The sequence below is a fragment of the Pseudochelatococcus sp. B33 genome (assembly GCF_053570585.1).
Genome location: NZ_JBSEFH010000002.1, coordinates 292,773 through 308,396 on the forward strand (window position 1 = coordinate 292,773; position 15,624 = coordinate 308,396).

Consider the following 15,624-nt stretch of genomic DNA (forward strand, 5'->3'; position numbering starts at 1 on the left):
TTGCGGCGATGGTGTGGACGGACGCGCCATGCGGCGGCGGGCGGCGTCCGCAACATTTATCGCGGCCGCATCTGGATTTCTCCCGTTGCGAGGTCCTATAAAAAATCGCCGGGCGGCAGCGAAGGGGCATGCCTGCCGGCGGGGAGGAGTCATGCGTCACAGGTCCATTGTTGCCGATATCATCGCCGAGCCTGATAGCATTGCCAAATCTGATATCGTTGCAAAGTCTGATATCATTGCCAAGTCCGGTGCGTCCGTTCGCGCGTTCGCGAAAGCCGCAGCCGTCGCGCTGGCGTTCTGGCTCGCCGGGCCGGCGCCTGCCGGGGCGGCGGAGCTCAAGTCCATCGCCATTCTCGCGCCCGAGGCCGCGACGGACTACGGCTGGAACCAGCAGGGCGTGGAGGCGGCGCGCAAGGCGGCCGAAAAGGCCGGTGTCGAGGCGCTGGTGGCGGAAAACCTCGGCTATGACGACGTGCGCCCGGTGCTGCGGGAGCTCGTGGAGGACGGGGCGGGCCTTCTGATCGCCCACGCCAGCGGCTACAACACCGCCGCGCCCGAGATCGGCGAGGAGGCGGGCGTGCCGGTGGCGATCACCGACCGCCCGCAGGCGCGCGCGCCCGGCAAGGTGGCGGACTATACGGCGAGCGGCCACGAGGGCGCCTATCTCGCCGGCCGCCTCGCGGCGAAGCTCACCCGCACGGGCACGCTCGGCATCGTCACCTCCGGCGAGCCGCCGGGCTGGAACTCCCAGTCGGCCGCCTTCGCGCAAGGGGCGCGGGCCGAAAAGCCCGAGATCGTCATCCGCTATGCCGTCATCGGGCCTGCCGCCTACAGCGACGCGGCGGGCGCGCGGCGGGTGACGGAGACCGTCATCGCCGCCGGCGCGGATATCATCTTCGGGCAGGGCAACGGGTCGAGCTTCGGCATGCTCGCCGCCGTCGAGGCCACGCCCGCCGTCGACGGCGGCAAGGTCTGGTTCATCGACGTGATCGGGGACAAGACGCCCATCGACAAGGGGCACCTGCTCTCCTCCGTCATCTGGAACCTGGAGCCGGTGTTCTCGGCCATGATCGCCGATGTGAAGGCGGGCACGTTCGGCGAGCGCAACTACGGCATCGCGCTCAAGGACGATTCGGTCGCGCTGCTGAAGACGCCCCACATTCCGGACGACGTCTGGCAGCAGATCGAGGCCATCCGTCAGGAGATCGTCGACGGCAAGATCGCGCTCACGCCGGTCTTCGACGCGCCGGGCGTGCACGCGCTCGTCACGACCACGACCAGCACGCCTTAGAAACACCGCCCCCGCCATGCTCACCCCGCCGCTCGTGTCGCTTGAGGGGATCGGCAAGTCGTATGCGGGAGTGCGGGCGCTCGCGGGCGTGGATCTCGATCTTCACGCCGGCGAGGTGCACGTGCTGCTTGGCGAGAACGGCGCCGGCAAGTCGACGCTCGCCGCCATTCTGGCCGGCGTGCAGCAGCCGGATGCGGGCGTGATCCGCGTCGACGGCGCCGAGCGGCGTTTCACCTCGCCGCGCGAGGCGATGGGGGCAGGCGTGAGTGTCGTGTTCCAGCATCCGCAACTGGTGCTCTCGCTGAGCCTCGTCGACAACATCGCGCTCGGCAGCGCCTTTGGCGCCGCTCCCTGGTGGCGGAGGCCCCCGCGTGCGCTCATCGCCCGGCGCATGCGCGCGGCCGAACGGCGCATCGGCACCGCCGGCGGGCTCGATCCGTTCGCGCCTGCGGGGTCGCTGTCGCTCGGCGAACTGCAGCGGGCGCAGATCGTGCGGGCGCTGATGCGCGACAGCCGCCTGCTGGTGCTCGATGAGCCGACATCCATGCTGACGCCCGAGGCGGCGGCCGATCTGGTGACGCTGATGCGCCGCCTCGCGACCGATCCGGAACGGCCGATGGCCATCGTCTTCGTCACCCACAAGCTCGACGAGGCGCTCGACTGCGGCGGCCGCATCACGGTGCTGCGGCGCGGGCGCAAGGCCGGGGAGCTCGACGCCGGCGCGGACACGTCGCGCGAGGCGGCGCGGCGCGCCCTGCTTGCCATGATGTTTTCGGACGCCGAGGCCGTGCCGGCCGCGCCCGCAGCAGGGCGCCCGTCCGCCGTCGCGGGCGCGGCGGTGCTGCGGGTGGAGGGGCTCTCGCTGGCCGGGACCTCGCCGCCGCTATCGCTCCAGGGAAAGCATCGCAGAGCGAAACCCGATCCGGTCAGATCGGATTTCGCTCTCGAGGGAATCAACCTGACGGTGCGCGCCGGCGAGATCGTCGGCGTCGCCGGCATCGATGGCAACGGCCAGCGCGAGCTCGCCGAGGCGGTGGCGGGCCAGCGGGCCATCGATGGCGGCGACATCCTGCTCGACGGCGTTTCCGTGCGCCGGCTCGGCGTGGCCGGGCGCTTCAGGCTGGGCCTGCGCTACGCCAGCGACGACCGGCTGGGGGAAGGGGCGGTCGGGCCGCTCTCCATCGGGCTCAACCTGCTGCTGAAGCGCGTCGGCGACGCGCCGTTCTGGCGGGGCGGCGTGGCGCGCGGGGCGGCGATCGACGCCCATGCCCGCGCGGCGATCGCGGCTTTCGACATCCGCGCGCCGGGGCCGCAAACGCCCGTGGCGTACCTGTCCGGGGGCAATCTGCAGAAGGTCATCCTCGCCCGCGAGCTCGATGCGCATGCGCGCGCCATCGTCTTCGCCAAGCCCACGCACGGGCTCGATGTGCTGAGCGCCGACGCCTGCCGCATCCGCATCCGCGCGGCGGCGCGGGCGGGGCTCGCCGTGCTGCTGATCTCCACCGATCTCGACGAGATCGTCGAACTCGCCGACCATATCGTCGTCATGTCCGGCGGGCGGATCGTCGCGCGCATGGCGGGGGGTGCGGCGGGGCGCGAGGCGGCGGGCCGGGCCATCAGCCGGGGCGAACGGCCCGTCGGGGCCACGGCATGACGGGCCGTTTGACAGGGCATCTGGCGACGGGGCGCTTCCTGCGGGGGCGCTTCCTGCGGGTGGTCGCCGGGCCGCTGCTGGCCGCGTTGCTGCTGACGGCGGGCGCGCTCGCCGTGCTCGGCGTCGATCCGGCGGCCTATTTCGGGCAGGTGGTGCAGCGCGGGCTGCTGTCGCCTTCCGGGCTTCAGGCGGCGGTCACGCGCATGGCTCCCCTGCTGCTGCTCGCCGCGAGCCTCATTCTCGCCTTCCGGGCCGGCATCTGGAATCTGGGCGGCGACGGGCAGTATCTGCTCGGCGCGGTGATCGCCGCAGCCGTTGCGCCGCTGCTTGCCGGCGCGCTGCCCCTGTGGCTGGCGTGGCTCGCCTGCTTCGCCGCCGCCGCCGCTGTCGGCGCGGCGTGGTCGGTGCTGCCTGCGTGGCTGCGCGCCTTTCGCGGCATCAACGAGGTCGTCTCGTCGCTGATGATGTCGTTCCTCGGCCTGTCGCTCGCCAACGTGCTGATCAAGTTCGTGTTTCAGGATCCCGGCACCACCGTGCCGCAGACGGTGACGCTGCCGGTCGCGGAGCGTCTGCCGCGCCTGCCCGGCGGCGCGGTTTCCTCGGGTGTGCTGCTGGGGCTCGCGGCGGTGCTGCTGGTGCATTGGGTGATGACGCGCACGGCCTTCGGCCTGCGCCTGCGCATCGTGGGGCTCAACGCCCGCGCCGCCGCCCATGCCGGGCTCGACGTGCCGTGGCTGACGCTTACCGTCTTCGCCTTGTCCGCGGGTCTTGCGGGCCTTGCCGGGGCGGTCGACGTGCTCGGCGTGCAGGGCAACGTGCGGGCCGACTGGAACCCCGCCTACGGGCTGATGGTGGTGCCGCTGGTGTTCCTCGCCCGCCTCAACGGCATCAGTGCGATCGTGTTCGTCTTCATCTTCTCGGTGCTGTCGGTCGGCGGCGAGAGCGCGGCGCGGCGTCTGGGCGTGCCCAATTACGTGACGCTGATGATCGTCGCCATCCTGCTGATCGCCCTTGCCGCAGGCGAGGCGCTCGACCAGCGCGCGGCGCGCCGGCCGCGGGCCGGGCCGGGGGAGCCGGCGCCATGACCGACCTTCTGACGCAGACTTTCGCCACCGCCCTGCTGGCGGGCACCGTGACAGCCGGCGTCCCGCTGTGGCTTGCGGGGCTCGGCGAGCAGATGTCGCAGAAGGCGGGCGTGCTCAACATCGGGCTGGAGGGCATGATGCTCGCCGGCGCCTATGCCGGTTTCGTCGCGGTGCTCGGCAGCGGCAACCCGTGGTGGGGCTTCCTGGCCGGCATCGCGGCCGGCATGGGGGTGGCGTCACTCATGGCGCTGTTGGCCGTGCGGCTCGGCCTCAACCAGATCGTCGTCGGCATCGCCCTCCTGCTCGGCGCCGAGGGCGTGACCGCGATCCTGCATCATCTCGCCTTCGCCACGACCTATCCGCGCCTGGCCGCGACGCCGTCGTGGCCGTTGCCCGGTCTGTCGGACCTGCCGGTCGTCGGGCCGGCGCTGTTCGACCGGCCGGCCGTGGTCTACGCCGCTGCGGGCCTCGTCGCCGTGATGGCGTGGATCTATCGGGCGACCCATCTCGGCCTCGCCCTGCAGGCGGCGGGCGAGCGCCCTTCGGCGCTCGATGCGGCGGGCGGCAGCGTCGGGCGCACGCGCGCCGTCGCCGTGCTGACGGCGGGCGCCTGCGCCGGGCTCGGCGGCGCGTTCATGGCCGTCGTCGGGGCGGGGATCTTCGTGCCGTTCATGACCAACGGCGCGGGCTTCATCGCCATCGTGCTCGCCATGCTGGCGCGCGGGCGCCCGGTCATGGTGCTCGCCGGTGCGCTGCTGTTCGGCGCGTGCCTGTCGGCGACCACCGCGCTGCAGGTCGCGGGGGTCGATGCGCCGACCGATGTCGTGCAGATGCTGCCCTTCGCCGCCGTGCTGATCGTCCTGGCCCTCTTCGGCCAGGGCGGCGCGCTGCCGGCGGCGCTCGGCGAGGCGTGGAGCCGGGGCAATCCGCTTGGCAAATGAGACCCGAACCCCCTGCCGATTCCCGCGCTGATTCTCACTTGTCCCTACTGGTTCACCTGTCCGATGAGGCGCTCGCGGATGCGGCGCGAGACCTGGTCGATGAGGGAGACGGTGATCAGGATCAGCAGGATGATGTAGGCGACCTCGTCGAAGCGCATCACCTGCCAGCGCGAGATCAGCTCGAAGCCGATGCCGCCCGCGCCCACAAGGCCGAGCACGGTGGCGGAGCGGGTGTTCGACTCGAAGAAGTAGAGCGCCTGCGACACATAGACCGGCAGCACCTGCGGCAGCAGGGCGTAGCGCTGGACGGAGACCGGCGACGCGCCGACCGACTGGATGCCCTCGACCGGCCCCTTCTCGGTGTTCTCGATGGCTTCCGAGAACAGCTTGCCGAAGGTGCCGGTGTCGGAGATGAAGATGGCGAGGATGCCGGCGAGCGGCCCGAGCCCCACGGCCGAGATGAAGATCAGCGCCCAGATGATCTGGTCGATGCCGCGCGCCACGTCGAAGGTGCGGCGGGTGAGGAAGCGGATCACGAAGGCCGGAATGACGTTGCGCGCCGCCAGGAACGCCAGCGGCAGCGCCAATATGGCCGCGAGCGAGGTGCCGATGAACGCCATGGCAATGGTCTCGCCGAGCGAGCGGAAGATGTCCGCATGGGCGAAATTGGCGAAGTTCGACCAGTCGAAGAAGTTCGCGAGCAGCAGCCCGGCGCGCGGATCGGGCGACAGCAGCCGCGCAGGGGTGAGCCCGTAGGCGACGTGCAGCCATACCAGCACGGCAAGCACCGCCGCGGCGATGGAGCCCGTGAGCGCGCGCCTTGCCGGCGACGGGCCGAAGGCGGCCGGGTTGTGGTGGCGCGCGGCGCGGATTTCTTCGGGCGCGACGGCATCGAGATGGATGGGACGCATGTTGGTTTCCTTATGCCGACACGTCCGGCCTGCGGCCAGCCGCGTGCGGGCCTCGCTCAGGCGCCGCGCGGGCTTGGCCTATGCCCCATGAGGCGGGCTCATTGCGCATCGGCATCACACCACCCGCGTGTCGCTGATCAGGCGCTGGCGCAGGTAGCCCGACAGCGTGTCGATGAGCACCACGAGCAGCACGATCAGGATGATGACGGCGCTGATGTCCTCGTAGCGGTTGAAGTTGATGACCTTCTTCAATTCCTCGCCGATGCCGCCCGCGCCGACCACGCCGATGATGGCGGAGGAGCGCACGTTGATCTCGAACCGCAGCAGGCCGTAGCTCAGGAAACCCGGCAGCACCTGCGGCACGATGGCGTAGCGGATCTTCTCGAACCAGTCGCCGCCCACCGCTGTGATGCCCTCGGCCGGACGGGGGCTGGCGTTCTCGTTGAGCTCGGAAAAGAGTTTTCCCAGCGCGCCGGCCGAATGCAGCCCCATGGCGAGAATGCCCGCGAGCGGCCCGATGCCGTAGCAGAACACGAAGAACAGCGCGAACACGAGGTCCGGGATCGAGCGCAGCAGCTCCAGGAAGCGCCGGCACACCCAGACGATGGCGCCGTGCGGCGACAGGTTGTAGGCGGCGGGAAAACTCAGCACGAAGGCGATGCAGAAGCCCATCAGCGTCGCCAGCACCGCCATGGCCACGGTGTCGAGGATCAGCGCCAGAAAGGTGTTGATGTTGTAGAACCAGTAGAGCAGCGACTGCTTGGTGTCCCAGCCGCCGAAAATATGCGACAGCGACAGGACCGGGATGCGCTCGGCCGCGCCCTGCGAGACGGGCGTCGAGAACAGCTTGGCGATGTAGTCGCCGAACTTGGGCAATCCCTCGATCAGCGGCGCGAAGCCGAAATCCGTCGACCACGAGGCCAGCGCGAACAGCGCCGCGAAGATGGCGACGCCCAGAAGCGACGCACGAAATTTCTCCCGGCGATGCGCATCGATGCGCGCGCGCAGGAGATCGAAGCTGTCGGCGCCAGTCTGGTGCATCGTCATGAAGGAAGTCTCGTCTGTTCAAGCCGAACCGCCCCGCAGCGGGACTGCGGGGCGGTGGTCGCGTTGGCGGGGATCAGCTCTTGCGGCCGCCGGAGGCTTCGGCCTGGCGCAGCTTGATGATGTCCTCGTAGAGTTCGATGGTAGCCCTGGCGTAGCCCTTGCCCGTGCCGCGCTCGATATCCTGGTAGATGTCGGGGTGCTGGGCGGGCAGGTCGAGGTGGATCTGCAGCAGCTTTTCCTTCAGGTCGGCCGGCAGGTCGGTGCGCACCGCCCACGGGCCGTTCGGGATCTTGCCCGACTGCCAGATGATCTTGATGTCATCCATGTTGAGCAGGTTCTTGTCGACCATGGCGCGCAGGTTGCCGCGCGAATAGCCTTCCTTGATGTCGCCCTGGCCGGAGGTCCAGGTCACGGCGACGTCGTACTGCTTGTTGAGCACCGCGAGCACGCCCTGCTCGTGGCCACCGGCGAAGCCGACGCGCGAGAAGTACTGCTCCGGATCATTGCCCTCGGCCTTCAGCGTGGCGTTGGGGATCAGGTAGCCCGAGGTGGAGTTCGGGTCGGCGAAGGCGAGCGACTTGCCCTTGGCGTCGTCGAGCGAGTTGATGCCGCTGTCGGCACGCGCCACGGCGACCGAGTAGTAGAAGGTCGACCCGTCGTCCTCTTCCGCGACGACGAGCGGCTCGATGCACTTGTTGCAGTCGAGATAGGCGCCGGCGAAGCCCGAGGCACCGAAGGCGGCGATTTCCACCTGGCCCGCACCGATAGCCTGCATGATGCCGGCATAGTCGGTCGCAGGGAAGAGCTTGACCGGAATGCCGAGCTCGCTCTCCAGCAGCTTGCGGTAGGCTTCGTTGCGGGTCAGCAGATCGCTGGCGTTCTCGCCGCCGATCAGGCCGACGCGCAGTTCCTTGACGGTGTCCTTGTAGCTCTGGGCCCCGGCCGCGACGGGAGCGGCGAGGGCGAGCGTGGCGGCGGCTGCCGCGAGCATCAGCTTGCGAAGCATGGTGTAACTCCAAGAATGATTATTGATGTAGTGCGGGGGCCGTTGTCGTTCTCCCGCCGCCGGAGGCCCAGCCGGCGGCGCAATGCTTGCAGTCCGGTCAGGCGGGCGTCGCCTCGGGCGCGTATTGCCTGCCCGGAATGATGGTGGTCGAGGTGATGCGCTCGTCGAGGGGCGCGCCATCCGTGCCGTAGATCTGGCGCACGACGGCGTCGTTGAGTTCCTCGGGCGCGCCGTCGAACACCACCTGCCCGGCAGCCATGCCCACGATCCGGTCACAGTAGTGGCGAGCGGTGTCGAGCGTGTGCAGGTTGCTGATCACCGTGATGCCATCGCGCTGGTTGATGTCGCGCAGGGCGTCCATCACCACCTTGGCGTTGAGCGGGTCGAGGGAGGCGATCGGCTCGTCGGCGAGGATGATGCGCGGCTCCTGCATCAGCGTGCGGGCGATGGCCACGCGCTGCTGCTGGCCGCCGGAGAGCGTGTCGGCCCGCTGCAGGGCAACTTCCGCAATGCCGAGCCGCTCCAGCGCGCGCAGCGCGAGCGTCCGTTCGGCATCCGTGAAGGTCTTGGTGAGCGAGCGCCACATCGGCACGTGGTTCAGGCGGCCCGTCAGCACGTTGGTGAGCACGTCGAGGCGGTTCACGAGGTTGAACTGCTGGAAGATCATGGCCGCGCGCGAACGCCAGTTGCGCAGTTCCGCCCCGCGCATGGCGGTGATGTCCGCGCCCTCGAACAGGATGCGCCCTTCGGAGGGGTCGATCAGGCGGTTGATCATGCGCAGCAGCGTCGACTTGCCGGCGCCGGAGCGGCCGATGACACCGACCATGCTGCCAACCGGAATCTCGATCCGCGCCCCGGCGACGGCCGCCTTGTCGCCGAAACGTCTCGTCACATTGTCAATAACCAGCACCACCCTACTCCGCGTCGTTGATCCCGGGGGCGCGCAGAATCTGGCACTGTCTCACTACATGACGATGACAGCTCTACCGGAAATTAACCAATTGTACGAAAACAGTCACCGTCAGGCGGCGCGCAGGACGGCGTCGAGGGCGATGCCGGCGAAGAGCAGCAGCCCCGCGTCGCGGTTCGACTTGAAAAGCACGAGCGCAAGCGGCCCGTTGCCGGGGGTGATGGATTTCACCTGCCAGGCGAGATGGCCCGCGAACAGGGCAAGGCCGCCATAGGCCGCAGGCCCCGCCTGCGCCAGCACGAGCGCGCCGGTGAGCAGCAGCACCGCTGCGAGATAGCATCCGCCGACGCCCTCGCGCACCCGCGCGCCGAAGAGCCGCGCCGATGACTTGATGCCGACGACGGAATCGTCCTCGATGTCCTGCAGCGCATAGATGGTGTCGTATCCCACCGTCCAGGCGATGGCCGCGGCATAGGTGAGCCAGGCCGGCGCGTCGAGGCGCCCGAAAACCGCCGACCAGCCCATCAGCCCACCCCAGGCGAAGGCGAGGCCGAGCACCAGCTGGGGCATCGACGTGATGCGCTTCATGAACGGATAGGCCGCGACGATGACGAGCGATGCGAAGCCGAGCAGGATCGTCGCTCGGTTGAACTGCATGAGCACGCTCAGGCCCAGCAGGCACAGCGCCAGCAGGAACACGGCGGCCTGGCGCAGGCCGACCTGCCCGGCCGGCAGCGGCCGGCCGCGGGTGCGCGCCACCTGCGCGTCGAGGTCGCGGTCGACGATGTCGTTATAGGTCGTGCCCGCGCCGCGCATGGCCACCGCGCCCACGAGGAACAGCATCAGGTGCCACAGATCGGGGGCGGTGCCGGCGCTGCCGGCGGCGAGCGCCGAGGACCACCAGCAGGGCAGCAGCAGCAGCCAGCTCCCGATGGGCCGCTCGATCCGTGCGAGCCGCAGATAGGGCCGCCACGGGCGCGGGGCATGCGTATCGACCCAGTTGCCCGGGGCTGCATCCGGCAGGGGGCGGTCGATACCGGTGGGGTCACTCATGTCGGCGGCTCAATGATTCGGTTCGCTGCAACCGGCATATCACACCATCGGCTCCGATCGACACCGCTTCGCCCCGTATCCGCCCCATGGCATCCGCCCCTTGGCATCCGCCTTGTGGCGGTCGCCTTACAGCGCGCCTTGCGGGATCGGAATGCGTCCCCTCACGGGGTCTCCGTCGCTGCCGCCGAGCATGGGCGGGCGGCTCTGCGCCGCCTCGCGGGCACGCTTTTCCATCGCCGCCTGCTGGGTGGCGGCGCGGCAGGCCTGGGTGCGGATCTGGCCGGCCTTGGCGTTGTCGGCCTTGAGATCGCTGATGAACTGATCGGGGATCTGGCACCAGTCCTTGTTGGTCTCCAGCCACTTGATGGCGGCGTCGCCGTTCGACACGAGGTTGCGGAACAGCGAACAGGCGCTTTTCGGATTGGGCTGCTTGCCGAGCTTGTTGATTCGGCCGACCAGCGCCTTGCGATCCTCCAGGAAGGTGCCGATCCGTGCGCAAACGCCCTCTTGCGCATGAGCCGCAGGCACCGCGCCGAAGAGCGAAGCCGACGAGAGCAGCACAGCCGCAGCCGCCCCCATCCTTGCGCAGCGGATTGCGGATTGCTTCATGTTCCAGCCTTTTCAATCATCGTGAATGCGAATCAATAGACGATTTCCGCAAGTAACGCCATCCTGAACGCCATCCCGCGTGATTCACCCCGAGGAATCCCCCTTGCCGCCGGACGCGGCCGGCGCGTGTCGGCACAATAAACATAAGGTTTATCGGGTCCCCTGCAATACACTGTTGCGCGAGCACCGCCGCCTGCCTACACAACGCGGGCCCCCCCGGGCCGCAACAACGGCCCTGTTGCACGCTTAATGACATGATCGGGGAAGGTTTTGAGCGAGTATGACTTTTCCGCGCCGCGGCTTCACGTCTCCACCACTATTCGCGCCGGGGAGGAGATCGGCCTCGACAAGGCGCAGGCCAATTATCTCGGCAACGTGCTGCGTCTTGCGGGCGACGACACCGTGCTGATCTTCAACGGACGGGACGGCGAATGGCTGGCGCGCATCGGGCAGGCGGGGCGCAGGCTGACGCATCTCGTTCCGGAGCGGCGCACGCGCGAGCAGCCCCCGCTGCCGGACCTGCTGTATCTTTTCGCGCCGCTCAAGCACGCGCGGCTCGACTACATGGTGCAGAAGGCGGTGGAGATGGGGGCGGGCGTGCTGGCGCCCGTGCTGACCCGGCGCACGCAGGTCTCGCGCGTCAACACCGAGCGCATGCAGGCCAACGCCGTCGAGGCGGCGGAGCAATGCGGCATACTGGCCGTGCCCGAGGTGCGCGAGCCCGTGCGTCTCGCCGATGCGCTGGCGCGGCTCGACGCCGAGCGCCTGCTGGTGTTCTGCGACGAGGATGCGCCCGTCACCGACAGCATCGCCGCCTTGCAGGGGGCGAGAGGCGGCCGCCCGGCCGGTGGCATCGCCCTGCTGATCGGGCCCGAGGGCGGGTTCGAGGAGACGGAGCGCGCGCTCATCCTCGCCCATCCGCATACGTTGAGGCTGTCGCTGGGGCCGCGCGTCCTGCGGGCGGATACGGCGGCGGTCGCAGGGCTCGCCGTGGTGCAGGCGGTGCTGGGGGACTGGCGCTGATCGTCAGGCGAAGCGCCCGCCGGCCTCGATGACCTCGATCTTGTAGCCGTCCGGATCCTCGATGAAGAAGAACCGCGCCAGCGTCTCGTCCGGCGCGCCGCCGGGGCGCGGGAGGGCCCGCACCGGGCCGGGATCGAGGCCGGCTGCCTCGAGGCGTGCCCGCTCGCCGTCGAGATCGGCGACGGTGACGGCGAGATGCCCATAGCCGTCCCCCGGTACGTAGGGCTCCGTGCGGCCGTGGTTGACGGTGAGCTCCAGCTCGAACGAAGCGGCGTCGTTACGCAGGTAGATCAGGGTGAAATCGTCGAAGGCGATGCGGTCGACCGGCCTGAGGCCGAAGGCCGTCTCGTAGAAGGCCAGCGAACGGCGCTCATCCAGCACCCGCACCATGGCGTGGACGAGCCTTGCCGCTGGGGAAGTGGTGTTGCCGGCCATCGCGGTCGCTCCTGTGAGGCTCGTGCGGATCAGTCGTCCGGCAATCAGTCGTCCCGGTAGACGCGTTCGTTGCGTTCGTGGCGCTCCTGCGCCTCGATGGAGAGGGTCGCGATGGGGCGGGCCTCAAGGCGCTTGAGCGAGATGGGCTCGCCCGTCTCCTCGCAATAGCCATAGGTGCCGTCCTCGATGCGATCGAGCGCCGCGTCGATCTTCGAGATCAGCTTGCGCTGGCGGTCGCGTGCGCGAAGCTCGATCGAGCGGTCGGTTTCCGAAGAGGCGCGGTCGGCGATGTCCGGGTGATTCTCGTTCTCACTCTGCAGCGCCTGGAGCGTCTCGCGACTTTCGCGAAGGATGTCTTCCTTCCAGGACGTCAGCTTGCGCCGGAAATACTCACGCTGCCGATCGTTCATGAACGGTTCATCTTCCGTCGGGCGATAGCCTTCGTCAATCAGTGTATCAGACATGCGTAGCTGAAGCTCTTCACATTCGATAGCACCAGGACCATTCCTTGGCCGCGTCTATATAGCTGTCTTGGGAACGTCTCACAACGTTCTTTATTGTCTTCTTTTCGTCTTTTTTTCCGAACGTTAGGCCGATTCTATCCTTTGCGCATCCCCCGGCAGTCTCATCGGCTGTGGATGGGTCCGGCGGCGGGCGGGGCCGGATCGCGCGACAGTCCCTTCGCGTTGAGCTCGGCGAGATACTGCTGCCAGCGCGTGGCCTGGTCGCGCCCGAGCTCGTGGAGATAGTCCCAGGTGTAAATGCCGCTGGCGTGCATGTCATCGAACACCAGCCTCACGGCGTAGCGGCCCACCGGCTCGATGGCGAGGATGGCGACGGCGCGTTTGGCCGAGACCGTGACGGCCTGTCCCGGGCCATGGCCGCGCACCTCGGCGGAAGGGCTCGACACGCGCAGGTATTCGGCGGGGAGCTGGAACGAGGCGTCCGGAAAAGTCACGGTCAGCAACGTCTTGTCGCGTGAGAGGCGCAGTTCTTCCGGCCAGTGGTTCGCCATTGTGGTCATCCGATTTGGCATCCGCCCGCGCTTCGCGGGGCGGCGGGCGCGGCCGGTTCAGCCCTGCGCGCGCGCCCGGATCATGAAGTTGTCGTAGGTGTACTCTGTCACCTGCCACCAGAGATAGGCCTCGCCGCTGAAAATTCTGATGGAATCGTAGATCGCCCGGAAGGCGGCGTTGTCTGTGGCGATCTCGCCCGCCAGCGCCTCGGTGGCGCCGTGGAGCTGCGTCAGCACGGACTGCGGGGTGGGGCGCAGCCGCGTGCCCGAGGCGACGAGCCGCCGGATGGCGGCGGCGTTGAGCGCGTCGTAGCGCGCCTGCACGATGTCGTGAGCTCGCGCCGCCGCCGCGGTGAACGCCGCCTTGTGGCGGGCGGGCAGCGCGTCCCACGCGTCGAGCCGGACGAGGAAGCTGTACTGCACGCCGCCCTGCCACCCGGGATAGTAGTAGAACGGCGCGGATTTGTTGAGCCCGAGCTGCTCGTCCTCGTGCGGACCGGTCCACTGGGCGATGTCGATGCGCGCTTCGGCGAGCGCGGCGGCGAGATCGTGCGGAAACAGGGCCTGAGGCAGCGCGCCGAATCGCGCCAGCAGCGCCCCGGCGAGGCCGATCGCGCCGACGCGCCGGCCGGCGAAGTCGTGCACGCCGCCGATCTCGCTGCGGAACCAGCCGCCGGTGAGCGCCCCGGTATTGCCGCCGCTGAGCGCCCGCACGCCGTGGTGGCGATAGCTGTCGTTGAGCAGATCGAGCCCGCCCCGGTGCAGCAGCCAGGCGTTGAACTGGCGCGCATTGAGGCCGAAGGGCAGTCCGCCGATACCCAAGACGGGGTCGCGGTCGGCGTAGAACGCCGCCGACGTATAGGCGATCTCGGCCTTGCCCTCCCGCACTGCGTCGAGCGCCGGCGTATGCTGCTTCGGGGCCTTCGCCGGGGGCGGAACGCTGATGGTGAAGGCGCCCTCGGTGATCTCGGCGAGCGTCGCCGCCAGCGCCTCGATGCCGGCGCGAGGGGTGTCGAGCCCGCCGGGAAAGTCGGACGACAGCCGCCAGACGAGCGGCTTCTCGGCGGCGTTCCTCTGGGGAGGATTCGGCGGCGCGGCGCCTGCCGTCTGCGCCCGCGCGCCAAGAGAGGCACCGAGGGGCGCACCGAGCCCCGCGGTGGCCAAGCCCGCGGCATGAAGGAACTGGCGACGCTTCATCGATCCGTCCCGATACTGGAAGGGTGCCGGCATCCGCCGGCCGTCTCGTGCACCATGCTGCATGAACACGGCATCCAAGTGAATAGCCGGATGACGGCGAATGCCGGCAAGGCCATGCCCGTAGTGCGCACCAGCACACGCGCCGTGACGCGCCGGCCCCTCATTGCTCGATGACGATGCGCGGCGGCGGGCGCTGCGGCGCGGCAAGCTGCGCCGCGACCTGCCGTGCGATGGCGAGATAGGCTTGCGCGTGCGGGCCGTCGGGGCTTGAGGCCACGACCGGCGTGCCGGCGTCGGACGTGGTGCGGATGGCGATGTCGAGCGGAATCTCGCCCAGGAACGGCACGCCCCGGCGCGTCGCCTCGTCCCGCGCGCCGCCGTGCCCGAAAACGTCCGAGCGCCCGCCGCAGTGCGGGCAGACGAAATAGGACATGTTCTCGATGATGCCGAGCACCGCCACCGCCACCTGCTCGAACATGGTGACGCCCCTGCGGGCGTCGATCAGCGCCAGATCCTGCGGCGTGGAGACGATGACCGCGCCCGAGAGCGGCACCGTCTGGGCGATGGTGAGCTGCGCGTCGCCCGTGCCCGGCGGCATGTCGATGACGAGGACGTCGAGCTCACCCCAGGCGACCTCGCGCAGCATCTGCTGCAGGGCCGACATCACCATCGGCCCGCGCCAGATCATCGCCGCCTCCTGATCGACCAGGAAACCGATGGACATCAGCGCGAGCCCATGCGCGGAGAGCGGTTTTAACGTCCTGCCGCCGACGGTCTCGGGCCGCGCGTCGGCAAGGCCGAAGAGCTTCGGCAGCGACGGGCCGTAGATATCCGCGTCGAGCACGCCCACACGGTTGCCGATTCGCGCCAAGGCCAGCGCCAGATTGGCGGCCGTGGTCGATTTGCCCACCCCGCCCTTGCCGCTCGCCACCGCGATGATGTGCTTCACGCCCGGTACGCCGGCCTTCGTGGTGGCGGCCTGCGCCTTGGGGCCGGGGCGGCGCTCGCCGGGCTGGGGGCGCGTTTCGGCCGGGCGTTCCTCGGTGAGCGACACGAGCGCGGCCTCGACGCCGGGCACCGCCCGCACGGCGTTCTCCGCCGCCAGACGCAGGGGCTCCAGCCGCGAGGCGCGGGCGGCGTCGACCTGAATGGAGAAATAGACCTTGCCCTTGTGCACCACGATCTCGGACAGGGCGCCCGAGCGGGGCAGGGGCGTGCGTCCGTCGGGTCCCGGAATCGAGGCCAGGGCCGCGAGAATGGTATCGGCGCTCGGTGGCTGATCGGCCATGGTTGCGGTATTTCCTCGGTGCGTTCCTTGCGCCATTGTCGATGTGACAAGGGAGCGACAATTCGGCATAGATTCGACATGCACTATACAGTCTGTTCGCGACAGGGGGTCGCGATATTTTCATATGGGCCGCGCGCGGCGATGCCGGCACGGGCAATC

Annotated in this window: 16 protein-coding genes; 5 read left to right on the forward strand and 11 right to left on the reverse strand. The window is 69.2% G+C overall.

Annotation, left to right across the window (positions count from 1 at the left end):
* Positions 1-151: 151 nt before the first annotated feature.
* The 4 genes from ACUSIJ_RS03155 to ACUSIJ_RS03170 are packed head-to-tail and all read left to right on the forward strand — an operon-like array spanning position 152 to position 4,971.
* Positions 152-1,291 (forward strand): putative B6 ABC transporter substrate-binding protein, encoded by a 1,140-nt coding sequence (locus ACUSIJ_RS03155; protein ID WP_449306898.1) that lies wholly within the window; start codon positions 152-154, stop codon positions 1,289-1,291.
* 16 nt (positions 1,292-1,307) lie between these two features.
* On the forward strand, positions 1,308-2,945 hold the full coding sequence (locus ACUSIJ_RS03160; RefSeq protein WP_449306899.1) for an ABC transporter ATP-binding protein: 1,638 nt from the start codon (positions 1,308-1,310) through the stop codon (positions 2,943-2,945).
* Positions 2,942-4,030 (forward strand): putative B6 ABC transporter permease subunit 2, encoded by a 1,089-nt coding sequence (locus tag ACUSIJ_RS03165; protein WP_449306900.1) that lies wholly within the window; start codon positions 2,942-2,944, stop codon positions 4,028-4,030. Before ACUSIJ_RS03160 ends, ACUSIJ_RS03165 begins: the two co-directional genes overlap by 4 nt.
* The gene (locus tag ACUSIJ_RS03170; RefSeq protein WP_449306901.1) at positions 4,027-4,971 is read left to right on the forward strand and encodes an ABC transporter permease; all 945 of its coding nucleotides are present in this window, start codon (positions 4,027-4,029) and stop codon (positions 4,969-4,971) included. The genes ACUSIJ_RS03165 and ACUSIJ_RS03170 overlap by 4 nt, the downstream gene beginning before the upstream one ends.
* 44 nt (positions 4,972-5,015) lie before the next feature.
* On the opposite strand, the gene phnE (ACUSIJ_RS03175) is transcribed toward ACUSIJ_RS03170, so the two are convergent.
* The 6 genes from phnE (ACUSIJ_RS03175) to ACUSIJ_RS03200 form a co-directional block, all read right to left on the reverse strand.
* Positions 5,016-5,882, reverse strand: a complete 867-nt coding sequence (gene phnE / locus ACUSIJ_RS03175) for a phosphonate ABC transporter, permease protein PhnE (RefSeq protein WP_449306902.1) — start codon at positions 5,880-5,882, stop codon at positions 5,016-5,018.
* 114 nt (positions 5,883-5,996) lie between these two features.
* A complete protein-coding gene (gene phnE / locus ACUSIJ_RS03180) occupies positions 5,997-6,929 on the reverse strand; it encodes a phosphonate ABC transporter, permease protein PhnE (protein WP_449306903.1) in 933 nt (310 codons plus the stop codon).
* A 73-nt stretch (positions 6,930-7,002) separates the two neighbouring features.
* A complete protein-coding gene (phnD, locus tag ACUSIJ_RS03185) occupies positions 7,003-7,935 on the reverse strand; it encodes a phosphonate ABC transporter substrate-binding protein (RefSeq protein WP_449306904.1) in 933 nt (310 codons plus the stop codon).
* 97 nt (positions 7,936-8,032) lie between these two features.
* Positions 8,033-8,848 (reverse strand): phosphonate ABC transporter ATP-binding protein, encoded by an 816-nt coding sequence (gene phnC, locus ACUSIJ_RS03190; RefSeq protein ID WP_449306905.1) that lies wholly within the window; start codon positions 8,846-8,848, stop codon positions 8,033-8,035.
* Positions 8,849-8,956: 108 nt separating this feature from the next.
* Positions 8,957-9,898, reverse strand: coding sequence for a 4-hydroxybenzoate octaprenyltransferase (gene ubiA / locus ACUSIJ_RS03195; RefSeq protein ID WP_449306906.1), 942 nt, complete (start codon positions 9,896-9,898; stop codon positions 8,957-8,959).
* A gap of 126 nt (positions 9,899-10,024) precedes the next feature.
* Entirely contained in the window at positions 10,025-10,507 is a 483-nt protein-coding gene (locus ACUSIJ_RS03200) for a hypothetical protein (RefSeq protein ID WP_449306907.1), read from the reverse strand.
* 270 nt (positions 10,508-10,777) lie between these two features.
* Here ACUSIJ_RS03200 and ACUSIJ_RS03205 point away from each other — a divergent pair, with 270 nt between their 5' ends.
* Positions 10,778-11,530 (forward strand): 16S rRNA (uracil(1498)-N(3))-methyltransferase, encoded by a 753-nt coding sequence (locus tag ACUSIJ_RS03205; protein WP_449306908.1) that lies wholly within the window; start codon positions 10,778-10,780, stop codon positions 11,528-11,530.
* A 3-nt stretch (positions 11,531-11,533) separates the two neighbouring features.
* On the opposite strand, the gene ACUSIJ_RS03210 is transcribed toward ACUSIJ_RS03205, so the two are convergent.
* From ACUSIJ_RS03210 to apbC, 5 genes are all read right to left on the reverse strand, one after another.
* Complete coding sequence (locus ACUSIJ_RS03210) at positions 11,534-11,965, reverse strand: VOC family protein (RefSeq protein ID WP_449306909.1); 432 nt, start codon at positions 11,963-11,965, stop codon at positions 11,534-11,536.
* A 44-nt stretch (positions 11,966-12,009) separates the two neighbouring features.
* Positions 12,010-12,429 (reverse strand): RNA polymerase-binding protein DksA, encoded by a 420-nt coding sequence (gene dksA / locus ACUSIJ_RS03215; RefSeq protein WP_449306910.1) that lies wholly within the window; start codon positions 12,427-12,429, stop codon positions 12,010-12,012.
* 161 nt (positions 12,430-12,590) lie between these two features.
* The gene (locus ACUSIJ_RS03220) at positions 12,591-12,980 is read right to left on the reverse strand and encodes a gamma-butyrobetaine hydroxylase-like domain-containing protein (protein WP_449306911.1); all 390 of its coding nucleotides are present in this window, start codon (positions 12,978-12,980) and stop codon (positions 12,591-12,593) included.
* A gap of 57 nt (positions 12,981-13,037) precedes the next feature.
* Positions 13,038-14,177 carry a TRAP transporter substrate-binding protein gene (locus ACUSIJ_RS03225; protein WP_449306912.1) on the reverse strand — a complete coding sequence of 380 codons (1,140 nt, stop codon included), beginning with the start codon at positions 14,175-14,177 and terminating at the stop codon, positions 13,038-13,040.
* A 160-nt stretch (positions 14,178-14,337) separates the two neighbouring features.
* A complete protein-coding gene (apbC, locus tag ACUSIJ_RS03230) occupies positions 14,338-15,465 on the reverse strand; it encodes an iron-sulfur cluster carrier protein ApbC (protein ID WP_449306913.1) in 1,128 nt (375 codons plus the stop codon).
* Positions 15,466-15,624: the final 159 nt, after the last annotated feature.